At 71.3% G+C, this 22,767-nt stretch carries 10 protein-coding genes; 6 read left to right on the top strand and 4 right to left on the bottom strand.

The window, feature by feature from the left end; all coding sequences use genetic code 11:
* The first annotated feature begins 17 nt into the window (after positions 1-17).
* On the top strand, positions 18-1,901 hold the full coding sequence (locus D7W81_RS25035; RefSeq protein ID WP_120557914.1) for an OmpA family protein: 1,884 nt from the start codon (positions 18-20) through the stop codon (positions 1,899-1,901).
* 255 nt (positions 1,902-2,156) lie between these two features.
* Complete coding sequence (locus tag D7W81_RS25030; RefSeq protein WP_158621682.1) at positions 2,157-16,046, top strand: non-ribosomal peptide synthetase; 13,890 nt, start codon at positions 2,157-2,159, stop codon at positions 16,044-16,046.
* A gap of 37 nt (positions 16,047-16,083) precedes the next feature.
* Here the strand turns inward: D7W81_RS25030 and D7W81_RS25025 are convergent, their stop codons facing one another.
* Positions 16,084-16,554: an FBP domain-containing protein gene (locus D7W81_RS25025; protein ID WP_120557912.1), complete on the bottom strand. Its 471-nt coding sequence runs from the start codon at positions 16,552-16,554 to the stop codon at positions 16,084-16,086.
* 136 nt (positions 16,555-16,690) lie between these two features.
* Here D7W81_RS25025 and D7W81_RS25020 point away from each other — a divergent pair, with 136 nt between their 5' ends.
* From D7W81_RS25020 to trxA, 3 genes are all read left to right on the top strand, one after another.
* The gene (locus D7W81_RS25020; RefSeq protein WP_120557911.1) at positions 16,691-17,371 is read left to right on the top strand and encodes a hypothetical protein; all 681 of its coding nucleotides are present in this window, start codon (positions 16,691-16,693) and stop codon (positions 17,369-17,371) included.
* A 54-nt stretch (positions 17,372-17,425) separates the two neighbouring features.
* On the top strand, positions 17,426-18,337 hold the full coding sequence (locus D7W81_RS25015; RefSeq protein WP_120557910.1) for a LysR family transcriptional regulator: 912 nt from the start codon (positions 17,426-17,428) through the stop codon (positions 18,335-18,337).
* A 128-nt stretch (positions 18,338-18,465) separates the two neighbouring features.
* Complete coding sequence (gene trxA / locus D7W81_RS25010) at positions 18,466-18,792, top strand: thioredoxin (protein ID WP_120557909.1); 327 nt, start codon at positions 18,466-18,468, stop codon at positions 18,790-18,792.
* Positions 18,793-18,795: 3 nt separating this feature from the next.
* On the opposite strand, the gene D7W81_RS25005 is transcribed toward trxA, so the two are convergent.
* Genes D7W81_RS25005 through D7W81_RS24995 form a run of 3 tightly spaced genes read right to left on the bottom strand, consistent with a single transcriptional unit; the run spans position 18,796 to position 22,290 of the window.
* Positions 18,796-20,634: a GNAT family N-acetyltransferase gene (locus tag D7W81_RS25005; RefSeq protein ID WP_120557908.1), complete on the bottom strand. Its 1,839-nt coding sequence runs from the start codon at positions 20,632-20,634 to the stop codon at positions 18,796-18,798.
* Positions 20,635-20,644: 10 nt separating this feature from the next.
* A complete protein-coding gene (locus tag D7W81_RS25000) occupies positions 20,645-21,223 on the bottom strand; it encodes a TlpA family protein disulfide reductase (RefSeq protein WP_244227410.1) in 579 nt (192 codons plus the stop codon).
* The gene (locus D7W81_RS24995) at positions 21,220-22,290 is read right to left on the bottom strand and encodes a CFI-box-CTERM domain-containing protein (protein ID WP_120557907.1); all 1,071 of its coding nucleotides are present in this window, start codon (positions 22,288-22,290) and stop codon (positions 21,220-21,222) included. Before D7W81_RS24995 ends, D7W81_RS25000 begins: the two co-directional genes overlap by 4 nt.
* Positions 22,291-22,397: 107 nt before the next feature.
* On the opposite strand from D7W81_RS24995, the gene D7W81_RS24990 reads away from it, so the two are divergent.
* Entirely contained in the window at positions 22,398-22,694 is a 297-nt protein-coding gene (locus tag D7W81_RS24990; RefSeq protein ID WP_120557906.1) for a hypothetical protein, read from the top strand.
* Positions 22,695-22,767: the final 73 nt, after the last annotated feature.

The following is a 22,767-nucleotide window of genomic DNA, read 5'->3' as shown; positions in this document are numbered from 1 at the left end:
GTGCTAAGAGCCTCGGTATGCAATGCCCCGACTCCGAACCTTCGTGGAGCCGGTCCGCGTGCGGCGCGGCCCTGCGACTCGCGGTCCTGGGCCTGCTGCTCACCACGGCAGCGGCCCACGCCCAACCCGACCCCTTCTCCCGAGGCTTCGACGCGGTCCCCGTGAAGCCCACGGCCGCGCAGTCGAGCGGCATCGCGCTGGAAGGCGCCACCGTGGAACCGGTGGGCAGCTACCGGGGCGCGCTGCTGCTGGACTTCAACTGGCGCATCCTCGCCCTGAAGCTGGGTGACGAGAAGCTGGGGGACCTGCTGCCGTACCGGCTGGACGCGCACCTGCTGTTCTCCTACCAGCTGCTGGAGCGGTTGGAGTTGGGTGTGGACCTGCCCGTCACGCTCATCCAGGGTGACAACTTCTCGCTGCTCGGGGACGCGCTGAACTCCCCGGACTTCCCCGGCGCCGAGGGCGTCAGCGGCACCACGCTGGGCGACATCCGCGTGCTGCCTCGCGTGAGCCTCTTGAACCCGGACCGCTTCCCGCTGGGGCTCGCGCTGGTGGCGGAGGTGCGGCTGCCCACCGGCAGCGCCCGGAGCTTCACGGGTGAGAGCGGCGTGGTGTTCGCCCCGCGCCTGGCCCTGGAGAAGAAGCTGGGGCCCGTGCGCGTGCTGGGCAACGCGGGCGTGCTCGTGCGTCCCGCGGCGCAGTACCTCAACCTGCGCGTGGATGACGAGCTGACGCTGGGCGCGGGCGGCATCGTGGACCTGCCGGACATCAGCCGGCTGCGCGAGGTGAAGGCCACCGCGGAAATGCACCTGCGCACCCCGCTGGCGCGTCCGTTCAACTTCGACCAGGCGGACTCGCTCAAGTCGCCGTGGGAGCTGCTGGTGGGCGCCCGCGCGAAGGTGTGGGGTGACTGGGGCTTGGAGCTGGACGTGGGCCGCGGCCTCAACGTCACCACCGGCTACGGCCGCGAGGCCCTGCGGGTCATGCTGGCGCTGCGCTACGACAAGACCTTCAAGGACGAGGGGCCGGACTCGGACGGCGACGGCGTGCCCGACGTGCGCGACCGCTGCCCCACGCAGCCCGAGGACAAGGACGACTTCGAGGACGAGGACGGCTGCCCGGATCCGGACAACGACGGCGACGGCGTGGCGGACGGCGACGACGCGTGCCCCAGCAAGCCGGGCCCGAAGGAGAGCAAGGGCTGCCCGGTGGAGCCGGACAAGGACACCGACGGCGACGGCGTCGTCGACCCGATGGACAAGTGCCCCACGGTCCCCGGCCCGAAGGACTTCGACGGCTGCCCGGACACGGACTTCGACGAGATTCCCGACGGCGAGGACGACTGCCCCGACGTGGCCGGCCCGCCGGAGAACAACGGCTGCCCGTACGACGCCCCGCCCTACGTGGTGGTGGAGTCCGACCGCATCCGCATCAAGGGCAACATCCTCTTCGAGACCAACTCCGCGGTCATCCAGAAGCAGTCGTACCCGCTGCTGGACGAGGTCGGGACGGTGCTCGCGAAGAACCCGACGCTGGGCCCCGTGCAGATTGAAGGGCACACGGACAACAAGGGTTCACGCACGCTGAACATGGACCTGTCCAACCGGCGCGCGAAGTCGGTGCTCGACTACCTGGTGAAGAAGGGCATCGCCCGCTCGCGCCTCACGTCGCAGGGCTTCGGGTTCGACCGGCCCATCGCCACCAACGACACGGCCCTGGGCCGCGCGAAGAACCGGCGCGTGGACTTCAAGCTGGTCAAGTCGGAGATCGAATCCGGACCGAAGGAGACGGTGGTGCCCCACGGCCAGCCGCCTCCGCCCGGCACCGAGCCCGTGCCCGGACCGGGTACGCCGCCCACGACTCCCGCGCCGGACGCGAGCAAGCCGGCCGGCAAGAAGTAACGCGGTCCGTTGGGACGGCCCGGTGCGCGGGCCGTCCCAAATCGCTGCCTTTGTTTTTTTGCGAAGTGACTGGAGGGCTGGGGCAAAACGCCCCGTTTCGAGCCCTCGTCACCGTGAAAAACGGCGCGCGCCGCCGAGCGCGCTGCGTCGAAATAACAGGGAATAACGTCGAGGGTCGCTTTCACCCAGTGACCGTCTTTGACGGGTTATTCTCAATACATGGGGACATTTGAAACAGAAGGTAACGGCGCGGGGATGACGCCGGAGCAGAAGCGCGCGCGTCTGGCCGAGCTGCTGCGCACCAAGGTCCGCCCCACGCATGCGCCCGTGTCCTTCAGCCAGGAGCGCATGTGGTTCCAGGACCGGCTGAGCCCGGGCAGCGCCGCCTTCAACATCCCGGTCCGCGTGCGGTTCTCCGGCGTGCTCGACGTGGCCGTGCTGCACGCCAGCCTCCAGGCGCTGGTGCGGCGTCACGCGCCGCTGCGCACCACCTTCATCGAGCAGGACGGCCGGCCCCAGCAGCACATCGCGCCCGCGCTGGACCTGGCGCTGCCCGTGGTGGACCTCCAGTCGCTGCCCTCCGCGGAGCGTGAGGCGGAGGCCTGGCGGCTCATCACGGACGAGGCGCGCCAGCCGTTCGACCTGGAGAAGGGGCCGCTGCTGCGCACCGTGCTGTACCGGCTGGAGGTGCTGGAGCACGTGCTGCTGCTCAAGCTGCACCACATCATCACGGACGGCTGGTCCATGGGCGTGCTGGTGCGGGAGCTGAGCGCGCTGTATCCGGCGCTCGCGGCGGGGAAGCCCTCACCGCTGACGCCGCTGCCCATGCAGTACGCCGACTATGCCGCCTGGCAGCGCGAGTACCTGCGCGGCGAGGTACTGGAGTCGCACCTGGGCTTCTGGCGCGGACGGTTGGATCCGGACGCGGTGCTGGAGCTGCCCACCGACAGGCCCCGCCCCGCGGTCCTCTCCGGGCGCGGTGCGCGCATCAACGAGGTGCTGCCCGTCGCGCTGGTGGAGTCGCTCAAGGCGCTCGCGCTCGCGGAGGGCAACACGCTCTTCGGCGTGCTGCTGGCGGGCTTCCAGGTGCTGCTGTCGCGCTACAGCGGCCAGCAGGACGTGGTGGTGGGCACCTCCGTGGCCGGCCGTGGCCGCGTTGAACTGGAAGGGCTCATCGGCCTCTTCACCAACTACCTGGCCCTGCGCACGGACCTGTCCGGCCAGCCGTCCTTCCGCGAGCTGCTCGGCCGCGTGCGGGAGACGACGCTGGAGGCCTACGCGCACCAGGACGTGCCCTTCGAGAAGCTGGTGGACGCGCTGAAGCCGGAGCGCCAGCTGAGCGTCAATCCCCTCTTCCAGGTCGCGCTGACGCTGCAGAACGCGCCGCTGCCGCCGCTGCAATTGCCGGGGCTGGTGCTGGACGCGCAGCCGGTGGACAACCGCACCAGCAAGACGGACCTGTCGCTCATCGCCATGGAGGTGCCCCAGGGCATGCGCCTCACTGCGGAGTACAACACGGACCTCTTCGACCCGGGCTCCATCCAACGGCTGCTCGCGCACCTGCGCACGCTGTTGGAAGGCGCGGTCGCGGATCCGGCCCGGCGCGTCTCCGAGCTGCCACTGATGGACGCGGCCGAAGCGATGCGGGTCCAGCGGGAGTGGGCCGGGAACGCCGCGCCCTTCCCGGAGGACCGCTGCCTGCACACGCTCTTCGAAGCGCAGGCGCAGCGGACTCCCGACGCCGTGGCCGTCCAGTTCCAGGGGCGGACGCTCACGTACGCGCAGCTGGATGCGCGCGCCAACCAGCTCGCGCATGCGCTGCGACGCCGCGGGGTGGGGCCGGAGGCCCGGGTGGCCCTGAGCGTGGAGCGCTCGCTGGAGGTCGCCGTGGGGCTGCTTGGCATCCTCAAGGCGGGCGGGGCGTGGGTGCCCGTGGATCCGATGCTGCCTCGTGAGCGGCTGGCCTTCATGCTGGAGGACAGCGGCGCCACCGTGCTGGTGACGCAGGCTCCGCTGCTGGAGCGCTTTCCGGAAGGGCCTCGCGCCCGTGCGCTGTGTCTCGACGTGGAGCGGGAGCGGCTCGCGGGTGAGAGCGTCCTGGCTCCGGACTCCGGCGTGGGGCCCCGGAACCTCGCGTACGTGCTCTACACCTCTGGCAGCACGGGCACGCCCAAGGGGACCGCCATCGAACACCGTGGCGTGTGCAACCTGGTTGCGCATGAGGCCACGGCGTATGGCATCGGGCCGGGCAGCCGCGTCCTCCAGTTCGCCAGCCTTTCGTTCGACCTGTCGGTGGAGGAGATCTTCACCACGCTGTGCAGTGGCGCGACGCTGGTGCTGGCACCGCTGGAAGACCTGATGCCCGGCGAACCGCTGCGCAAGCTGGTGCGCGACGAGGCCCTGACCGTCATCAGCCTCACGCCCGCGACGCTCGCGGCCACGGCTCCCGAAGGACTGTCTTCCATCCGGACCGTCATCTCGGGCGGCGAGGCGCTGCCCCCGGAGGTGGTGGCGCGGTGGGCGCCGGGCCGCACGTTCCTCAACACGTACGGCCCCACGGAAGCGACCGTCATGGCCACGCTCACCGAGTGCACGGCGGATGGGCGCGTGCCGTCCATTGGCCGGCCGCTGGCCAATGTGCGCGCGTACGTGCTGGATGCCCGGGGCGGGCTCGTGCCCGTGGGCGTGAAGGGCGAGCTGTATCTGGGTGGCGTGGGTGTGGCTCGCGGCTATGCGGGCCGGCACGCGCTGACGGCTGAGCGGTTCGTCCCGGATGCCTTCTCTGGCGAGGCGGGTGCCCGGCTGTACCGCACGGGCGACGTGGTGCGCTGGCGCGAGGACGGCACGCTGGATTTCGTGGGCCGCGTGGACGCGCAGGTGAAGGTGCGTGGCTTCCGCATCGAGTTGGGCGAGGTGGAGGCCGCGCTGGCGAAGCTGCCCCCCGTGAGGGATGCGGTGGTGGTGGCTCGCGAGGACGGGCCCGGCGGCAAGCGGCTGGTGGGCTACGTCGTGCTTCGTGACGGCGTCACCGCCCAGGGTGCCGGGCTGCGGGCGGCCCTCAAGGACGCCCTGCCTGAGTACATGGTGCCGTCAGCCGTGGTGGTGCTGCCCGCGCTCCCGCTCACGACCAACGGCAAGGTGGACCGCAAGGCGCTGCCTGCTCCGGACCTGGCGGGGAGTGATCCCCGGGAGTACGTCGCGCCACGCACGCCCACCGAGCAGCGTCTGGCGGGGCTGTGGCAGGAGTTGCTCGGCGTCACGCGCGTTGGGGCGAATGATCATTTCTTCGACCTGGGTGGCCATTCGCTGCTGGCCACGCAGGCGCTCAGCCGGATCCGTCAGACCTTCACGGTGGAGCTGCCCCTCCGGCGCTTGTTCGAATCCCCCACGCTGGACGCCGTGGCCCGCCTCATTGACGAGGCACTCGCGGGGAAGGGGCAACCGGTCCCGGCTGCCCGCGAGACGAAGGAGGTCCGCACGCGGTCCGTCCCCACGGTTCCGCTGGAGGACGTCGCGCGTGACTGGGCGGCCCGCGCCGCCGCGCAGCCAGGCAACACCGTGGCGCCCTTCACGGCCGAGATGCGTCAGCGGGTGCTCGTGGAGTGGAACGCGACGGCCACTGAGTACCCGCGCGAATCCACGCTGCCGGAGGTCTTCGCGCAGGTGGTGGCCCGCTTCCCGGAGAAGGTCGCCGTCGAGTTCGGTGACGCGCGACTCACCTACCGGCAGTTGGATGAGCGCGCCAATCGCCTCGCGTGGCATCTGCGCTCGTTGGGCGTGGGCACCGACTCGCGTGTCGCCGTGGCCCTGGAGCGCTCGCTGGAGCTGGTCGTCTCCCTCGTCGCCATCCTCAAGGCCGGTGCGGCCTACGTGCCCCTGGACCCGGCCTACCCGCGCGCGCGTCTGACCGCGATGGTGGAGGACGCACGTCCCCACGTCCTCCTCACCTCTCGCGCGCTCTTGCCGAAGCTGCCTCACGCGGTTGAGCCCGCAGGCGCGGCTCAAGGCCACGCCCCTGATGAGGGGATGCTACCCGTGGTGCTGGAGGAGGTGGCCCTCGACGCGCTGCCCTCGCATGCACCGCCTTCGAGCGCCCTGCCCAAGAGCCTCGCGTATATCGACTTCACCTCCGGCTCCACCGGCAGGCCCAAGGGCGTCGGCACGCCTCACGCGGGCGTGCTGCGCACCCTCTTCGGCGTCGACTACGCCCACTTCGGGCCCGACGAGACGTTGCTGATGATGGCGCCCCTCGCCTTCGACGCCTCCACCTTCGAAGTCTGGGGCGCGCTGCTGCACGGCGCGAAGCTCGCCGTCTTCCCCCCGCACCCTCCGACGGATCCGCATGAGTTGGAACGGGTGCTCGTCCGCCACGGCGTGACGACGCTGTGGCTCACCGTGGGCCTCTTCACGCAATTGGTGGATTCGCACCTGCCCGCGCTGCGCTCCCTGCGTCAGGTGCTCACCGGCGGGGATGTCATCTCCGCGGTCCACGTGCGTCGGGTGCTGGAGCAGTTGGGCATCCCCGTCACGGCCGCCTACGGCCCGACGGAGACCACGGTCTTCGCCACCTGCCACCGCTTCACGCACGCCTCACAAGTAGGCGCGTCCACTCCCTTGGGCCGCCCGCTGGGCAACACGCAGGTGTACGTGCTGGATGCCTCCGGTCAGCCCGTGCCGCCGGGCATCCAGGGTGAGCTCTACGTGGGCGGTGACGGACTCGCTCGCGGCTACGTGGGCCAGCCCGCGCTCACCGCGGAGCGCTTCGTCCCCAATCCCTTCTCCTCCACTCCAGGCGCACGCCTCTACCGCACGGGCGACCTCGGCCGCTGGCGTGATGACGGCGTGCTGGAGTTCCTGGGCCGCGCGGACGCACAGGTGAAGGTGCGTGGCTTCCGCATCGAGCTGGCCGAAATCGAAGCCGCGCTCCTTGCCCATGCCGACGTGCGCGAGGCCGTCGTCATGGCTCGCGAGGACGTGCCCGGCGACAAGCGACTCGTCGCCTACGTCGTCGCTCCCGAATCCCTGGATGTCGCTGAGCTGCGCGCGTTCCTCAAGCAGCGGCTGCCTGACTACATGGTGCCTTCCGCCGTGGGTCGCATGGATGCCTTGCCCCTCACCTCCAACGGCAAGGTCGACCGCAAGGCCCTCCCCGCTCCCTCCACGTTCCAGACCCGCTCCCGGACGCGCCCTCCGCGCACGGACACCGAGCAGCGCATCTCCGCTCTCTGGGAAGAGGTCCTCCAGACGGGCACGGTCGGCGCCGAGGACAACTTCTTCGACCTGGGCGGCAACTCACTCAGCGCCACGCAGGTCCTCTCGCGAATCCGGCGCGCGTTCCAGGTGGAGCTGTCCATCGCGGACTTCTTCGCGGCCGCTACCGTGGAAGCCATCGCGCTCCGCCTGGAGTCCTTGGGCCCGGTGCGCCCCGCCCTGCCGGTGCCCGCGCTCAAGCCGGTGCCGCGTGACGGCGGCCTGCCTCTGTCCTTCGCGCAGCAGCGGCTGTGGTTCTTCTCGAAGCTGGAGCCCACCAGCACCGCGTACAACCTCCCCTTCGTCATGCGGCTCGAAGGCGCGCTCGACGTGCCCGCGCTCACACGCGGCCTGCGCGACCTGCTCCAGCGCCACGAATCCCTGCGCACCACCTTCCGTGAAGAGGCGTCCGGCCCCGTCCAGGTCATCGCCACCAACCCCACGCTGCCCGCGGGTTGGATGGACCTGAGCGCCCTGCCCGATGCCGGGCACGCACTCGGCGCCATCCTCGACGACGAGGCACGGCAGGTCTTCGACCTGGAAGCCGGTCCGCTCTGGCACGTCCTCCTGGTGCGCATGAGCGCGCAGCACCACCTGCTGCTGCTGACCATGCACCACGTCATCTCCGACGCGTGGTCCATGGGCGTGCTCCTCCAGGAGCTGACCACGCTGTACGCCGCTCATGCCGAAGGCCGCACCCCAGCGCTGAAGCCGCTGCCGGTGCAGTACGCGGACTACTCCGTCTGGCAGCGCGGCTGGCTGCGCGGCGAGGCGTTGGAGACGCAGCTTGGCTGGTGGCGCCAGCAACTCCACGGTGCGCCGAAGGCCCTGGAGCTGCCCACGGACCGGCCGCGTCCCGCCGTGCAGACCTTCCGTGGCGCGGTGGTGCCCTTCCAGTTCCCGCGCGAGCTGTCGGACGCGATGCAGGCGCTCTGCCGGAGCGAAGGCGTCACGCCCTCCATGGTGGTGCTGGCCGCGTTCCAGGTGCTGCTGTCGCGCTACAGCGGCCAGGAGGACGTGTCCGTGGGCTCGCCCATCGCGGGCCGACACCACGCGGAGCTGGAGGGGCTCATCGGCTTCTTCGTCAACACGCTGGTGCTGCGCACGAAGCTGGACGGCGACCCCAGCTTCCGTGAGTTGCTGGCCCGCGTGCGCGACGTGGCCCTGGGCGCGTACGCGCACCAGGACGTGCCCTTCGAGAAGCTGGTGGAGGCCGTCCGGCCGGAGCGCGACCCGAGCCGCGCGCCGCTCTTCCAGGTGATGCTCGCGTACCAGAACGCGCCCATGCCGGAGACGCTGAGCACGGGCCTGCGCCTCCACCCGATGGAGCCCCGGGGCGGCACCGCGAAGTTCGACCTCACCCTGGCCTTGAACGACACCGCGGACGGGCTGAAGGGCCTGCTCGAATACAACACCGACCTCTTCGACGCCGCGACCGCGAGCCGCATGGTGGGCCACCTGCGCGCGCTGCTGGCCGGGGCCTTCCACGCACCGGAGCGCCGCCTCTCCGCGCTGCCCATGCTCACGCTCGAGGAGCGCGCGCTCCTGCGGCACACGTGGAACGAGCCGGGTGCCGCCACTGCGGAGGATGCGTCCCTGCACGCGCTCCTCCAGGCGCAGGCCCGGCTCCATCCCGACGCGACCGCCGTCGAGCACGAGGGCCACACGCTGACCTGGGCGGAGGCCTACCGCCGCGCCCGCGAGGTCCTCCGCACGCTGCGCAGGCGTGGCGTGGTGACCCTGCCGCCCGCGCCGCCACTCGTCCCCGTCACGCGCACGGGCCCGCTGCCCCTGTCCTTCGCGCAGCAGCGGCTGTGGCTCGTCGACCAGTTGGAACCGGGCAGCGCCGCCTACAACCTCTTCCTGGCGCTGCGCGTGGAAGGCGCGCTGGACGTGACGGCGCTGGAGAAGTCCTTCGCCTCGCTCATCGCCCGCCACGAGTCCCTGCGCACCGTCTTCGTCGCGCGGGAAGGCTCGCCCGTGCAGGTCATCCTCCCCACGATGCCCTTCGCGCTGGAGACGGTGGACCTGGGCGCGGTCCCCGACGCGGTGGTCGAGCAGCGGCTGCAAGCGGAAGCCCTGCGCCCGTTCGACCTGGAGCGCGGGCCCCTGCTGCGCGTGTCACTGCTGCGCCTGGGCGCGGCGACGCACGTGCTGTGGCTGAACATGCACCACATCGTCTCCGACGGGTGGTCCATGGGCGTGCTCGTGCGGGAGCTGACCGCGCTCTACGCCGCCCATGTCTCGGGCACGCCTTCGCCGCTGCCGCCCCTCCCCGTCCAGTACGTCGACTACGCGGCGTGGCAGCGCGCGTGGCTGAAGGACGAGGTGCTGGAGCACCACCTGGCCTACTGGCGCCGTCAGCTCGCCGGGGTGCCTCCGCTGCTGGAGCTGCCCACGGACCGGCCGCGCCCCCGCGTCCTGTCCCCGGTGGGCGCGCAGGTGCCCGTGCAGCTTCCGGAAGCGCTGTCACAGGCGCTCCAGGCGCTGTGCCAGCGCGAGGGCGCCACGCTCTTCATGGGCCTGGTGGCTGCGTGGCAGGCGCTGCTCTCCCGCTACGCGGGCCAGGAGGACATCACCCTGGGCTCGCCCATCGCCGGGCGCACGCATGGGGACACGGAGGGGCTCATCGGCTTCTTCGTCAACACGCTGGTGTTGCGCACGCATGTCGACCCGAAGGTCTCCTTCCGTGAGCTGCTGGGCCAGGTGCGCACCACCACGCTCGCCGCCTACGAGCACCAGGACGCGCCCTTCGAGAAGCTGGTGGAGGAGCTGCAACCCCAACGCAGCCTGAGCCACTCGCCCCTCTTCCAGGTCGTGCTCTCGCTGCGGGATGCGCCGCCGCAGCCCCAGTCGTTGCCGGTGGGGCCTGGCGGATCCGCGCTGCGGCTGTTGCCGCTGGAGCAGGCGGAGCAGACGACCCAGTTCGACCTCACCCTGTCCCTGATCCGGACGCCGCAGGGGCTGCGGGGCACGCTGAGCTACCGCGCGGATCTGTTCGAGCCCTCCACCGCCCTCCGGATGGTGGAACACCTGCGCACGCTGCTGGAGGCCGTGGTCGCGAATCCCGGCCAGCCCGTGGCCCGCTTGCCGCTGCTCTCCCGCGACGAGCGTCAGCGCATCCTCGTGGACTGGAACGACACCACCGTCACCAGTCCGACGGACGTGCCCGTCCACGTCCACTTCGCCCAGCAGGCCCGGCGCACGCCGGACGCGGTGGCGCTCGTGCTGGGGGATGCGTCGCTGACGTACGCCGCGCTGGACTCACGCGCGAATCAACTGGCCTGGCACCTGCGCGCCCTGGGGGTCGTCCCGGGCGCACGCGTCGGGCTCGCCGTCGAACGCTCCTTCGAGCTGGTGACGGCGTTGCTCGCCATCCTCAAGGTGGGTGCCGCCTACGTGCCCGTGGACCGCAACGCTCCCGTGGAGCGCATCGCGGCCCTGCTGGACGATGCCGGCGTCAGCGTGACGCTCACGCACCAGCCCTTCGCGCACCTGCTGCCCGCCTCCGGCGCCCGCGTGTTGCTGGATGCGCAGCAGGACACCCTCGCCTCGATGCCCACGCACGCACCGGAGCTCCGCGTGGACGGCGAGGCCCTGGCCTACGTCATGTTCACCTCCGGCAGCACCGGCCGTCCCAAGGGCGTCTGCGTGCCTCACCGGGGCATCACCCGCCTGGTGCTGGGCAGCACCTTCATGCGCTTCGGGCCGGAGGAGGTCTGGTTGCAGTTCGCCCCGGTCGCCTTCGATGCCGCGACGCTCGAAATCTGGGGCGCGCTGCTTCACGGCGCGAAGCTCGTCCTCACGCCGCCACATGCCCTGTCGCTGGAGGAGCTGGCCGGACAGCTGCGCCATCACCGCGTGACGGCGCTGTTCATGACGACCGCGCTCTTCGAGCAGATGGTCCTGCACCAGGCGGAAGCCCTGGCCGGGGTGCGGCAGGTCCTCACGGGTGGCGAGGTGATGCCGTGGCCCCGCATGCGTGACCACCTCGCCCGCCTCCCCGAGGGCGCGACGGTCGTGCACGCCTACGGCCCGACGGAGAACACGACCTTCTCCACCACGCTGACGCTGAACCGGGGCACGCGCGTGGAGGGCCCGGTGTCCATTGGCCGGCCCATCCCGAACGCCACCACCTACGTGCTGGATGCGCACCTTCAGCCAGTGCCGGTGGGCGTCGCGGGTGAGGTGTACGTCGGCGGACAGGGCCTGGCCTGGGGCTACCTCCACCGGCCCGAGCTGACCGCGGAGCGCTTCGTCCCGCATCCCTTCGCCTCCACTCCCGGCGAGCGCCTCTACCGCACGGGCGACAAGGCCCGGTGGTTGGCGGACGGAACGCTCGACTTCCTGGGCCGCTTCGACTTCCAGGTGAAGGTGCGCGGCTTCCGCATCGAGCTGGGCGAAATCGAGGCAGCGCTGCGCCAGCTGGAGACGGTGAAGGAAGCCGTCGTGGTGGCGAAGGGCGAGGGCACGGAGAAGCGGCTCGTCGCGTACGTGGCGCCCAAGGATGGCGCGACGCTGGAAGTGGACGCGTTGAAGGCGCACCTGCGTCAGCGGCTCACGGAGGCCATGGTGCCTGGCGTGATGGTGCTGCTGGAGGCGCTGCCCCTCAACGCCAACGGCAAGGTGGACCGCAAGGCGCTACCGGAGCCGGAGTCGGCGACCTCTGGCGGCACGTACGTCGCGCCGCGCACGGAGCTGGAAGCGAAGCTTGCGGCCATCTGGGCGGAGGTGCTGCGCGTGCCCCGGGTGGGCGTGAAGGATGACTTCTTCGCGCTGGGGGGACACTCGCTGCTCGCGACGCAGGTGGTGTCGCGGGTGCGCGCGGAGACGGGCGCGGAGCTGCCGCTGCGCGCGTTGTTCGAAGCGCCTTCTGTGGAGGCGCTCGCCTCGCGCATCGAAGCGGCCTTGCAGGCGCGGCAGGGGGCGCGGCGTCCCGCGCTGGTGCCCGTTCCTCGCAACGGCCCGCTGCCGCTGTCCTTCGCGCAGCAGCGGCTGTGGTTCCTCGACCGGCTCCATCCGGGGAGCGTCCACTACAACATCCCCGCCGCACTGCGGCTCGACGGTCCCCTGGACACCGGGGCGCTGGCGCGGGGACTCCAGGAGCTGGTCCACCGTCATGAGGCCCTGCGCACCACGTTCCACGCGCGTGCGGACGGCGAGCCCTTCCAGCACCCGCACCCGCACGCGGAGCTGCCCCTGACCCAGGTGGACCTGAGCCACCTGCCGGAGGCGGAGCAGGACGCGGAGGCCCGGCGGCGGGCCGTGGAGGAGGCGCTCATCCCCTTCGACCTGACCCGCGCGCCGCTGATGCGGGCCACCCTGCTGCGCCTGTCCGCGCGGCGCCACGTGCTGCTCGTCACGCTGCACCACATCGTGTCGGATGGCTGGTCCAACCGCGTCCTCGTCGAGGAGCTGACCGCGCTCCATGCGGCGTTCTCGAAGGGACAGCCTTCGCCCCTGCCGCCGCTGGCGCTCCAGTACGCGGACTATGCGGCGTGGCAGCGGGGCTGGCTCCAGGGAGACGTGCTGGAGCAGCAGCTGGGATGGTGGAAGCAGCAGCTGGCCGGGGTGCCACATGCGCTGGAGCTGCCCACGGACAAGCCCCGCCCGGCTGTGCAGACCTACCGTGGCGCGCAGGTGCCCGTGGTCCTGTCGCAAGCAGTCACGCGGGGGATCAAGGCGCTCTGCCAGCAGGAGGTCGCCACGCCGTTCATGGCGCTGCTCGCGCTCTGGCAGGTCCTGCTGGCCCTGTACTCCGGCCAGGAGGACTTCGCCGTCGGCTCGCCCATCGCGGGCCGTGAGGAGGGGGAGCTGGAGGGGCTCGTCGGCTTCTTCGTCAACACGCTGGCGCTGCGGGCCCGTGTGGACCGCCGTGGGTCGTTCCGGCAGTTGCTGCGCCGGGTGAAGGAGGTCGCGCTGGGGGCCTATGCCCACCAGGACCTGCCCTTCGAACGGTTGGTGGAGGCGTTGAGGCCCGCACGGGCCCCGAGCCGCGCGCCGCTGTTCCAGGTGCTCTTCAGCACGCGAGACACCGCACCGCGTTCGCCAGCCGGGGAGGAACTGACGCTGCGCCCGTTGAACGCGGAGGGGACCACGGCCAAGTTCGACCTGGAGTTGAGCCTGGCGGAGTCACCCGATGGGTTCGCGGGAGAGCTGGTCTACGACACCGCCCTGTTCGAGCCGCGCACGGCCGCGCGCATGGCGGAGCACTTCCGTACGTTGGCGGAAGCGCTCGTGGCCCGGCCCGAGGCACCGCTGGATTCCGTGGCGCTGCTGACGGCGGAAGAGCGCCAGCGGGTGCTGGTGGAGTGGAACGCGACGGTGGCCGAGTACCCGCGCGAGTCCACGCTGCCGGAGGTCTTCGCGCAGGTGGTGGCCCGCTTCCCGGAGAAGGTCGCCGTCGAGTTCGGTGACGCGCGACTCACCTACCGGCAGTTGGATGAGCGCGCCAATCGCCTCGCGTGGCACCTGCGCTCGCTGGGCGTGGGCACCGACTCGCGTGTCGCCGTGGCCCTGGAGCGCTCGCTGGAGCTGGTTGTCTCGCTCGTCGCCATCCTCAAGGCCGGTGCGGCCTACGTGCCCCTGGACCCGGCCTACCCGCGCGCGCGTCTGGAAGCGATGGTGGAGGACGCACGTCCCCACGTCCTCCTCACCTCTCGCGCGCTCCTGCCTCAACTGCCTCACGCGGCACTGCTGCCCGTGGTGCTGGAGGAGGTGTCCCTCGATGCGCTGCCTTCGCATGCGCCGCCTTCGAGCGCCCTGCCCCAGAGCCTCGCGTATATCGACTTCACCTCCGGCTCCACCGGCAGGCCCAAGGGCGTCGGCACTCCTCACGCGGGCGTGCTGCGCACCCTCTTCGGCGTCGACTACGCCCACTTCGGGCCCAACGAAACGCTGTTGATGATGGCGCCCCTCGCCTTCGATGCCTCCACCTTCGAAGTCTGGGGTGCGCTGCTGCACGGCGCGAGGCTGGCCGTCTTCCCCCCGCACCCTCCGACGGATCCGCACGAGTTGGAGCGGGTGCTCGTCCGCCATGGCGTGACGACGCTGTGGCTCACCGTGGGCCTCTTCACGCAATTGGTGGATTCGCACCTGCCCGCGCTGCGCTCCCTGCGTCAGGTGCTCACCGGCGGGGATGTCATCTCCGCGCCGCATGTCCGCAAGGTGCTGGAGCAATTGAGCATCCCCGTCACGGCCGCCTACGGCCCGACGGAGACCACGGTCTTCGCCACCTGCCACCGCTTCACGCACGCCTCACAAGTAGGCGCGTCCACTCCCTTGGGCCGCCCGCTGGGCAACACACAGGTGTACGTGCTGGATGCTTCCGGTCAGCCCGTGCCTCCGGGCATCCAGGGTGAGCTCTACGTGGGCGGTGACGGACTCGCGCGCGGTTACGTGGGCCAGCCCGTGCTCACCGCGGAGCGCTTCGTCCCCAATCCCTTCTCCTCCACTCCAGGGGCGCGCCTCTACCGCACGGGCGACCTCGGCCGCTGGCGTGATGACGGCGTGCTGGAGTTCCTGGGCCGCGCGGACGCACAGGTGAAGGTGCGTGGCTTCCGCATCGAGCTGGCCGAAATCGAAGCCGCGCTCCTTGCCCATGCGGACGTGCGCGAGGCCGTCGTCATGGCTCGCGAGGACGTGCCCGGCGACAAGCGCCTCGTCGCCTACGTCGTCGCTCCCGAATCCCTGGACGTCGCTGAACTGCGCTCGTTCCTCAAGCAGCGGCTGCCCGACTACATGGTGCCGTCCACCGTGAGCCGCCTGGAGGCCTTGCCTCTCACCTCCAACGGCAAGGTCGACCGCAAGGCCCTCCCCGCTCCCGAGGCCTCCGCGTCCGGCGCCTATGTCGCCCCGCGCACGCCGCTGGAGGAGCAGCTGGCCTGGTCGTTCGCGGAAGTGCTGCGCGTGCCTCGCGTCAGCGTCACCGACAACTTCTTCGAGCTGGGCGGCCACTCGCTGCTGGCCCTGCGGCTGATGGCCTCCATCCGTGTGCACACCGGGCACCTGCTCCCCATGGCGGCCCTCTTCCAGCACGGCACCGTCGAACAACTGGCGCGGCGGATCCAGGAGGAGACCACCGCGCTCCCCCCGAACCTCGTGCGGCTGGAGCCGGGCACCTCGGGCTCGCGGCCCCTCTTCCTCGTGCACGGTGGCGGTGGCAGCGCGCTGGGCTATGCCGAGCTCGTCCGCCAGATGGGCAAGGACCGGCCCGTCTACGGACTGTCCGCGTCGGGCCTGGAGGGCGGCGCCCTGCCTCCCGCTTCCATCGAAGCACTGGCGCGCGACTACCTGGGCCAGCTCCGCACCGTGCAGCCGCAGGGTCCCTACCTCCTGGGCGGCTGGTCCTTCGGAGGGCTCGTCGCCCTGGAGATGGCGCGTCAGCTCCAGGCCCTGGGTGAACAGGTGGAGCTGCTGGCCCTGATGGACTCCTCCGTGCCCACGCCTCAACCGCGCCCCGAGGCGGATCCGCTCGGCTTGCTGGCGCTCTTCGGACGGACGCTCGGCCTGCGCTGGCAGGACCTGTCCCTGGACCTGGAGCAGCTGCGGCGCATGGAGGGACGCGAGCGCCTCGCGTATGTCCTGGAGCAACTGCGGAACACACCCGCGAGCCAGCTCGGTCTGGACCTGGACGGTGCCGAGCGCCTCCTCGAGATGCACGCGCGCTTCCATGAGGCACAGCGCACCTACGTGCCCACCGGGGGCTATTCGGGGCACACGCTCCTCTTCCGGGCCGCCACGGCGCCCTCCTCGGATGGAGAGCCGGACTGGAGCATGTGGCTCACGGGGACCGTTGCCCGGTACGAGGTGCCGGGAGACCACTACACGATGTTGAACGCGCCCCACGCCTCCACCGTGGCGGAGCACCTGCTCCACCACCTGCGGGCGCTGTAGCGCGAAGGAGCGCGGGCCCTCACCCGGGCCCGCCTCCTCACGCGTCGGAGTCGGGTTTCAGGCCCAGGGCCTCGCTCGCGAAGCGCGCCATGCGCTGAATCAGCCGCGCGATGTCGTCCCGGGTGCTGCGGCCGGACCGGTCCGCCTGGGCCTCCAGCCGCTCACCGCAGCGCAGGTCCTGGCAGAGGTTCACGCCCACCCGGCGCTTCGAATCCACGTCCGTGGTGAGCAGGCCGATGTCGGCACCCGTGGACGTCCAGCACCAGTCACACATATTGGGCACCAGGGTCGGGTCCCCCTGTTGATCACGCCGGAAGGCGATGCCCGTGGGTCGTGTGCTCCCCGGTGCGACGAACACCAGGAAGACGCGCACCCCATACGGATCCACCCACGCCAGGTAGTCCCGGACGAAGAGCGGGAGCCGGGTGCCCTTGGGCAGCTCGACGTGCTTGCGGTCCCTGGAGCGGAACGCGTTCAGCAATTCTTTTTCTGACTCGATTCGGAACATGGCGCTCTCTTGACGGCCTGCCTTCAAGAACATCCTGAACGTGCGTCAGCCTGATTTTGTCCAACCCTTCCGGACACTGGGTTGAATTCACCACCGCATGCCAGCTTGCCGGGCACTCGTTTTCAGAGGACCCCCCATGCACCTTCCCATGCGACTCCTGCTGCCCCTGCTGTTCCTCGGGCCTGGAGTCATCGCCTGTGGCGACGATGCTTCCAACCAGCCGCCCACCGTGGACGCCACCATCTCCGCGCCCACGGCACTGGTCGCGGGAGCGACCGGCACCCTGACCATCTCCGCGAGCGACCCTGACGGAGACCCGCTGACCTACACGTGGACGCAGGTCGACCCCAACACCCCGGGCACCTGGGTGGGCGGCAGTACCGGCGCGACCGCGCAGTGGTATTCGCCTGTCGTGGCCACACAGACCGCGTTCACCTTCCACGTGAGCGTCACGGATGGCGTGAACCCGCCCGTGGTGCGGACCGTCACCCTGCCCGTGTCGGTGCCCCGCTACGGCGCGGACGTCCAGTCCCTGTGGGGTTCCGCGCAGTGCACGGGCTGTCACGGCAAGGCAGGCAACCTGAGCCTCGCGGCGACCAGCAGCCACGCGAGTCTGATCAACGTCGCCGCCAAGGCCTGCGGCACCCTCCATCGCGTCGTGCCCGGCGACCCGGACAACTCGGCGCTCGTGCGGAAGATGGAGGGCACGGCCTGCGGAGACCGCATGCCCACGGGCAAGCCGGAGTACTTCGATCAGCACCCCGGCCTGAACGTCCTCGTCCGCTCGTGGATCCTCGCGGGCGCGGCCAACGACTGACGCCCGTGCGCGGGAGGCTCGCGCCCGTTCCGGCCGGGGCATAGGCTGGCCGCCGTGGCCGCGAACCCGCCCCTGCTGGACGACATGGTCCTCTTCGCGGAGGTGGTGGCGACAGCCAGCATCACCTCCGCGGCGGAGCGCCTGGGCCTGCGCAAGTCCACGGTGAGCCGCCGGCTGGCCGCCCTGGAGGAGCGCCTGGGCATCCGGCTGCTCGAGCGCAACACGCGCAGGCTCCGCCTCACCGAGGCGGGTCGCGAGTACCACGCGCACTGCGCGCGGCTCGTCGCCGAGGCCCGCGAGGTGAACGCGGCCGTGAGCGAGTCTCGCGGCACGCCGCAGGGCACGCTGCGCATCGCCACCCTGTCGCTGCTGGGCGAGCTGCTCACGCCCGTCATCGCGGAGCTGCTCCTGCACCAGCCCCGGCTGCGCGTGGAGGTGTCGCTCGCGCAGACGCACGTGGACCTCATCGCGGAGGAGTACGACCTGGCGCTGCGCACCGGGCCGCTCGCGGACTCGTCGCTGATGGCACGCAGGCTGGGGCGCGTGCGCACGGGCTACTACGCCAGCCCCAGCTATCTCAGCCGCCACGGCACGCCCCGGACGCCCGAAGCGCTGACGGCCCACGAGTGCATCCTCCTGGCGGAGTCCGGCACCGACGAGGTGTGGTTCTTTGGCGAGGGCCGGAGCGCGCGCACGGTGCCGGTGACAGGCCGCCTGCGCGTGCCGAGTGAGCGCGCGGGCCAGGCGGCGGCACGCGCGGGCCTGGGCATCGTGCGGCTCGCGGCCTCGCTGGTGGCGGACGACGTGCGCGCGGGGCTGCTCGTCCCCGTGCTCACGGAGGACACGCCTCCGGGGCTGCCCATCTTCGCCGTCTACCCGAGCAGCCGGCAGCTGCCCCTCAAGGTGCGCGCCTTCCTCAAGCTCCTGTCCGCGCGCGGCGCCACGCTCCCGTGGGAGGAGGAATAGGGGCTCCTGGCGGAACAATGCGTCCCGCGCGGGATGCTCGTCCCCGTCCCCGCCCGCGATTACATCCCGTGGGCACGAGGCGCGGGCTGAAGCGAAGGCCCGCGCCCTTCACGCGAAGGATGGGGCACATGGCTGGCGACGTCATCGAGCTGGGAGACGCGGAGTTCCAACGCGAGGTGCTGGAGTCGCAGGAGCCGGTGCTGGTGGACTTCACCGCCACCTGGTGCCCGCCGTGCCGGGTCATCGCGCCGGTCATCGACTCGCTGGCCGCCGAGTACAAGGGCCGCATGAAGATGGCCAAGCTCAACGTGGACGACCACCCGGTGACGCCCGAACAGTACGGCGTCCGGGCGATGCCCACCCTGCTCTTCTTCAAGGGCGGCAAGGTGGTGAAGCAGGTCGTGGGCGCCGTGCCCAGGGCGAAGCTGGAGGAGGCCGTGCGTCAGGTGCTCTGACGCTCAGCCCACGCCGCCGGACGGCACCGGACCGGCCAGCCGCGACTCCACGAAGCGCCGGGCGGCGGTGAGCGCCGCGTCGATGCCGTCCGCGCGCGAGCCGCCACCCCAGGCCACCTCCGGTGAACCGCCGCCCTTGCCCTCCACGCAAGGCGCCGCCTGGGCCATGAGCTGGCCCGCGTCCACGCCCTGTCCGCGAAGTGCGTCGCTCGCGGCCGTCACCAGCACCACCTTGTCGCCGCGCGTGGCGGTGAGCACCACGCCCACGCTGCCCACCGCCTGCCGCAGCGCCTCCACCAGCGCCTTGAGGTGCGGGGCCGGAGCATCCCCCAGGTGCGCGGCGATGAGCGCCGTGTCCCCCCAGCGCGTCGCGTCCTGGAGCAGCTGGCGGGCCTGGTCCGCGGGCGGCATGCTCACGGTCTGCGCGGGCTGCGCGGGCTTGCGGCGCGCCTCCTGCTCCAGCCGCGTCAGCCGGTCACGCAGGGCCACCACGCGGGGCATGGGCTGCGGCCAGTTGTGCAGCGTCAACGACAGCGGCGAGAGCGCGCGCAGCCGGGCCTCGCCCTCCAGCCGGGCCGCGGCCTCCAGCGACGCCTCCAGCGCATCCACCTGCTCACGCATCGCCCGGGCTGATTCCACCGGCGTCTGGCCCGTGGGCGGCGTGAAGGGCAGCGTCAGCGGACCGAAGCCGACGATGCCGTCGCCATCAATCTTGCGCAGCATGGCGTTCGCGGCCGGCCGCACCCCGCCGTTGACGTAGCGCTGCAACGTGCGCCACGCGTACTGGCGGAAGCCCGACAGGTGCTTCACGGAATAGGCCGTCCACCGGGGCACCGGCTGCGAACCGCGCAGGCTCTTGAACGGATCCGCGCCCGGCCCCAGCTCGATGGTGAGCCCCACCTCCAGCGCGTCCTGCATCAGCCGGTGCACGAGCCCCCGGTACAGGCCCAGCTCCTGCGGCAGGGACAGGTCGTAGCCGAACAGGGGGGACCAGACCGTGTCGTCGCTGACGTGGGTGGCGTAGAAGCCGTCCACGCGCCCGTCCTTCACCGCGAGCCGGTACTGGAAGAGCCCCTCGCGCAGCGTCCACGCGAACCACTCCTCCGTGAAGTCGAGCGTGGAGTGATACTTGTCCGCGTTGAGCGACCGGTACAGCTCCCGCAGCCGGGGCGCGCAGCCGGGCATCTCCCGCCCGTCCACGATGCGATAGCCCGCGGCCTCCAGGAGCCGCCCGTCACGGCGCCGGTTCTCCCGCACCTGCCGGCTGACCTCGTGCGTGGGCAGGGTCATGCGCGTGTGGGAGCCGTAGACGAAGCCGTAGTCCCGAGCGGCCAGCGTGTTGAGCAGGGGCGACGCGTTCGCCGGGTTGATGGCGGGGAACACGATGGCGTGTCCAGGGAACCGTTCCACCAGGAAGGCGGTGAGGCGCTCCACCTGCGCCTCGTCGAGGCTCACGCTCAGGTTGCGCAGCACCAGCCAGTGGTCCACGTAGACGCACCTGTCGATGCGCGCCGCCTTCAGCATCGCGCCCAGCGTCCGCATGACCCCGCGCATCACCACCGCGCGCGCCGCGCCGTACGTCTCCGCCGTCACCGCCGCCACCGGCAGCCCGATGTAGCGCACCCACAGCGAGTGCAGCGGCGAGTTGCCGTACTCCGCGTCGTTGATGGCCAGCGGGATGCGCAGGTCGTCCATCGCGACCAGGCGCAGGGTGGTGCGGTCACTGAGGAAGGCGGTGCTGCCGCGCTTCATCAGCGGGACGAAGTAGTCGCGCGCGAGCCGCGCTTGCGGCGTCCGCGGCCAGGAGCACGCGTCGACGGTGTCCGCGTCGTAGAGGGTCATGCCCTCCACTCTAGCGCTTGAGGGCGCGCTCGATGCGGCGGCGGAGGCCGTCCTCGGACAGCATGCCGCGCTGCGCGTCGATGACCTTGCCGTCCCGATCCAGGAAGTAGAGCGTGGGCAGCGCGTTCACCTGGAAGGCCCGCGCCACGTCGTCGTCCGCGTACACGACGTAGGGGCGCAGCTCCGGCTGGAACCGCTGGAGGAAGTAGTCCACCTCCTGCGGCGCCGTCGCGCCGTCGTCCCGGCTGGCCGCCACGAAGACGAGCCCCTGGGACTCGTACTCCTTGGCCAGCTTCACCAGCGAGGGCATCTCCTCGCGGCACGGCGGGCACCACGTCGCCCAGAAGTCGAGCATCACCACCTGCCCCTTCAGGTCCGACAGCGCCAGCGAGCCGCCCGCGTGCTTCGACATCTGGAAGGACGGCGGCGACGCGCCGTCCGGCACCAGCCGCGCACGCTGCGCCTCGCGCACGCCCAGGAACGCCAGCGCCGCCAGGCCCAGCACCGCCACCACCGACAGCGCCGTCTTGGCCTTGTCCCCGCGCGCGCCCGGCGGCGTGCCTTGCGTCCCAGCTTGCTGTGTCGTCATCCGCGTTCCTTCCGTGTCAGGCGGCCGTGCACCCGCGTCAGGGCCCAGCGCACCCCGGCCCGCACCCGAGGCCGGCGCACCACCCATGCCGCCAGCGGAGGGCCCCAGTGATAGTACCCGTCGATGAACCCCTGACCGAGCCGGCTCTTCCTGAGCACGTCGTCGCGGAAGGCCCGGAAGGCCACCAGCTCCGGCGCCCCCTCGCCAAAGGCCGCCGTCACCACGAAGCACGACGACGCGGGGCTCACCCACATCAGCTTCCCGTTGGTGAGGTTCACCACGACCTTCAGCTCGCGCTGCTCCGTGTAGAGGAAGGCCAGCAGGTCGCGCCGGGCCGCGGGGAACTCCTGCCCACCCGCCTCCTCGAAGTCGATGCGCGTGGAGACGGCGCTGCCCACCTCATCCACCGTGAAGCGGTAGCGCTTGGAGCTGCGGCGGTGCTCCACCTCCAGCGCCTTCAGCTCACCGAAGTAGGACAGGAAGGGCACCCGGCACGCCGGGCAGACGAAGCGGTGGTAGGCGTGCGTCGGGACGAAGGCGTAGTCCCCCATGCGCTTGCAGCCCGTGTTGGGGCACACCAGCTTCACGGTCGCCTGGGGCGCGTTGCGCGGGTCGTAGCGGGACTGGCCGGAGTCCCTGTCGAACACCGGCGGCGGCCGCGACGGCTGCCCCACCATCTGCCGCGTGGGGTGCGCGGCCCGCTCCAGTTCCTGGGCCCGGCGCCACGCCAGCTCCGCCGCCTCCAGCCGGCCGTCCGCGGTGTGCACCAGCGCCTCCGCGTGCGCGCGCAGGGCCGCCACCAGCCGGTCCACCAGCGGCGACACCGCCGGCTCCCGCGCCACGGCGAAGGCCTCCGCCAGCACCCGCTCCATCTCTGGCAAGAGCGCCTGGGCCGCCTTGCGCGACGGGTCCTCCGCCCGCCGGTACACCGGGGGCTCCGGCAGTTTCGCGAACAACGCCGAGGCGGAGGCCCGCACGCGCTCCAGCGCAGCGTCCCCCCGCCCCACGTCCAATCCCGCCGCCCGCGTCTGGGCGGCCCTGATGAGTTCTTCGGGCTGCAAGCCCATGGACCTTAAGGGCCCCCACGTCCCCTGTCAGCGACTCCCGCCTGCCCTGTCAGGAAACTCGCCATGTGCCCGGGGGCGATGTAAGACGACGTAGGAGGATGTGAATCATGGGCGTATTGAAGTTCCTGGTCTGGACGACCTGCGCGGTGGGTCTGGGCGTCTTCCTGGCGCGGGGCAACGTGGGCGGCCGCTCGCCGTTGGAGCACATGGAGCGCACCTGGAAGCGCACCGTGAACCCTTCCGCGATGGACAGGGTGAAGGGCAGCGTGGAGGACGCGCTGGGCAACGCGAAGGACGCCGTGTCCCAGAAGTCCGCCAACGCCGCCAACACCTCCGGCCCGCGTGAGCGCATCACCCCCGAGGACCGGGCGGCCATCAACAACATCATCGCCAAGAAGAAGTAGGTGCCGCAGCAGGTGCCGAAGTGGGCGACGGCCCCGTACCGCGGGGCCCGTTGCTGATCGCGCCCCTCCCCCT

The organism is Corallococcus aberystwythensis, assembly GCF_003612165.1.
GTDB lineage: Bacteria > Myxococcota > Myxococcia > Myxococcales > Myxococcaceae > Corallococcus > Corallococcus aberystwythensis.
The sequence above is the reverse complement of the archived record's forward strand: the minus strand, read 5'-3'. Positions and strand labels throughout refer to the sequence as shown.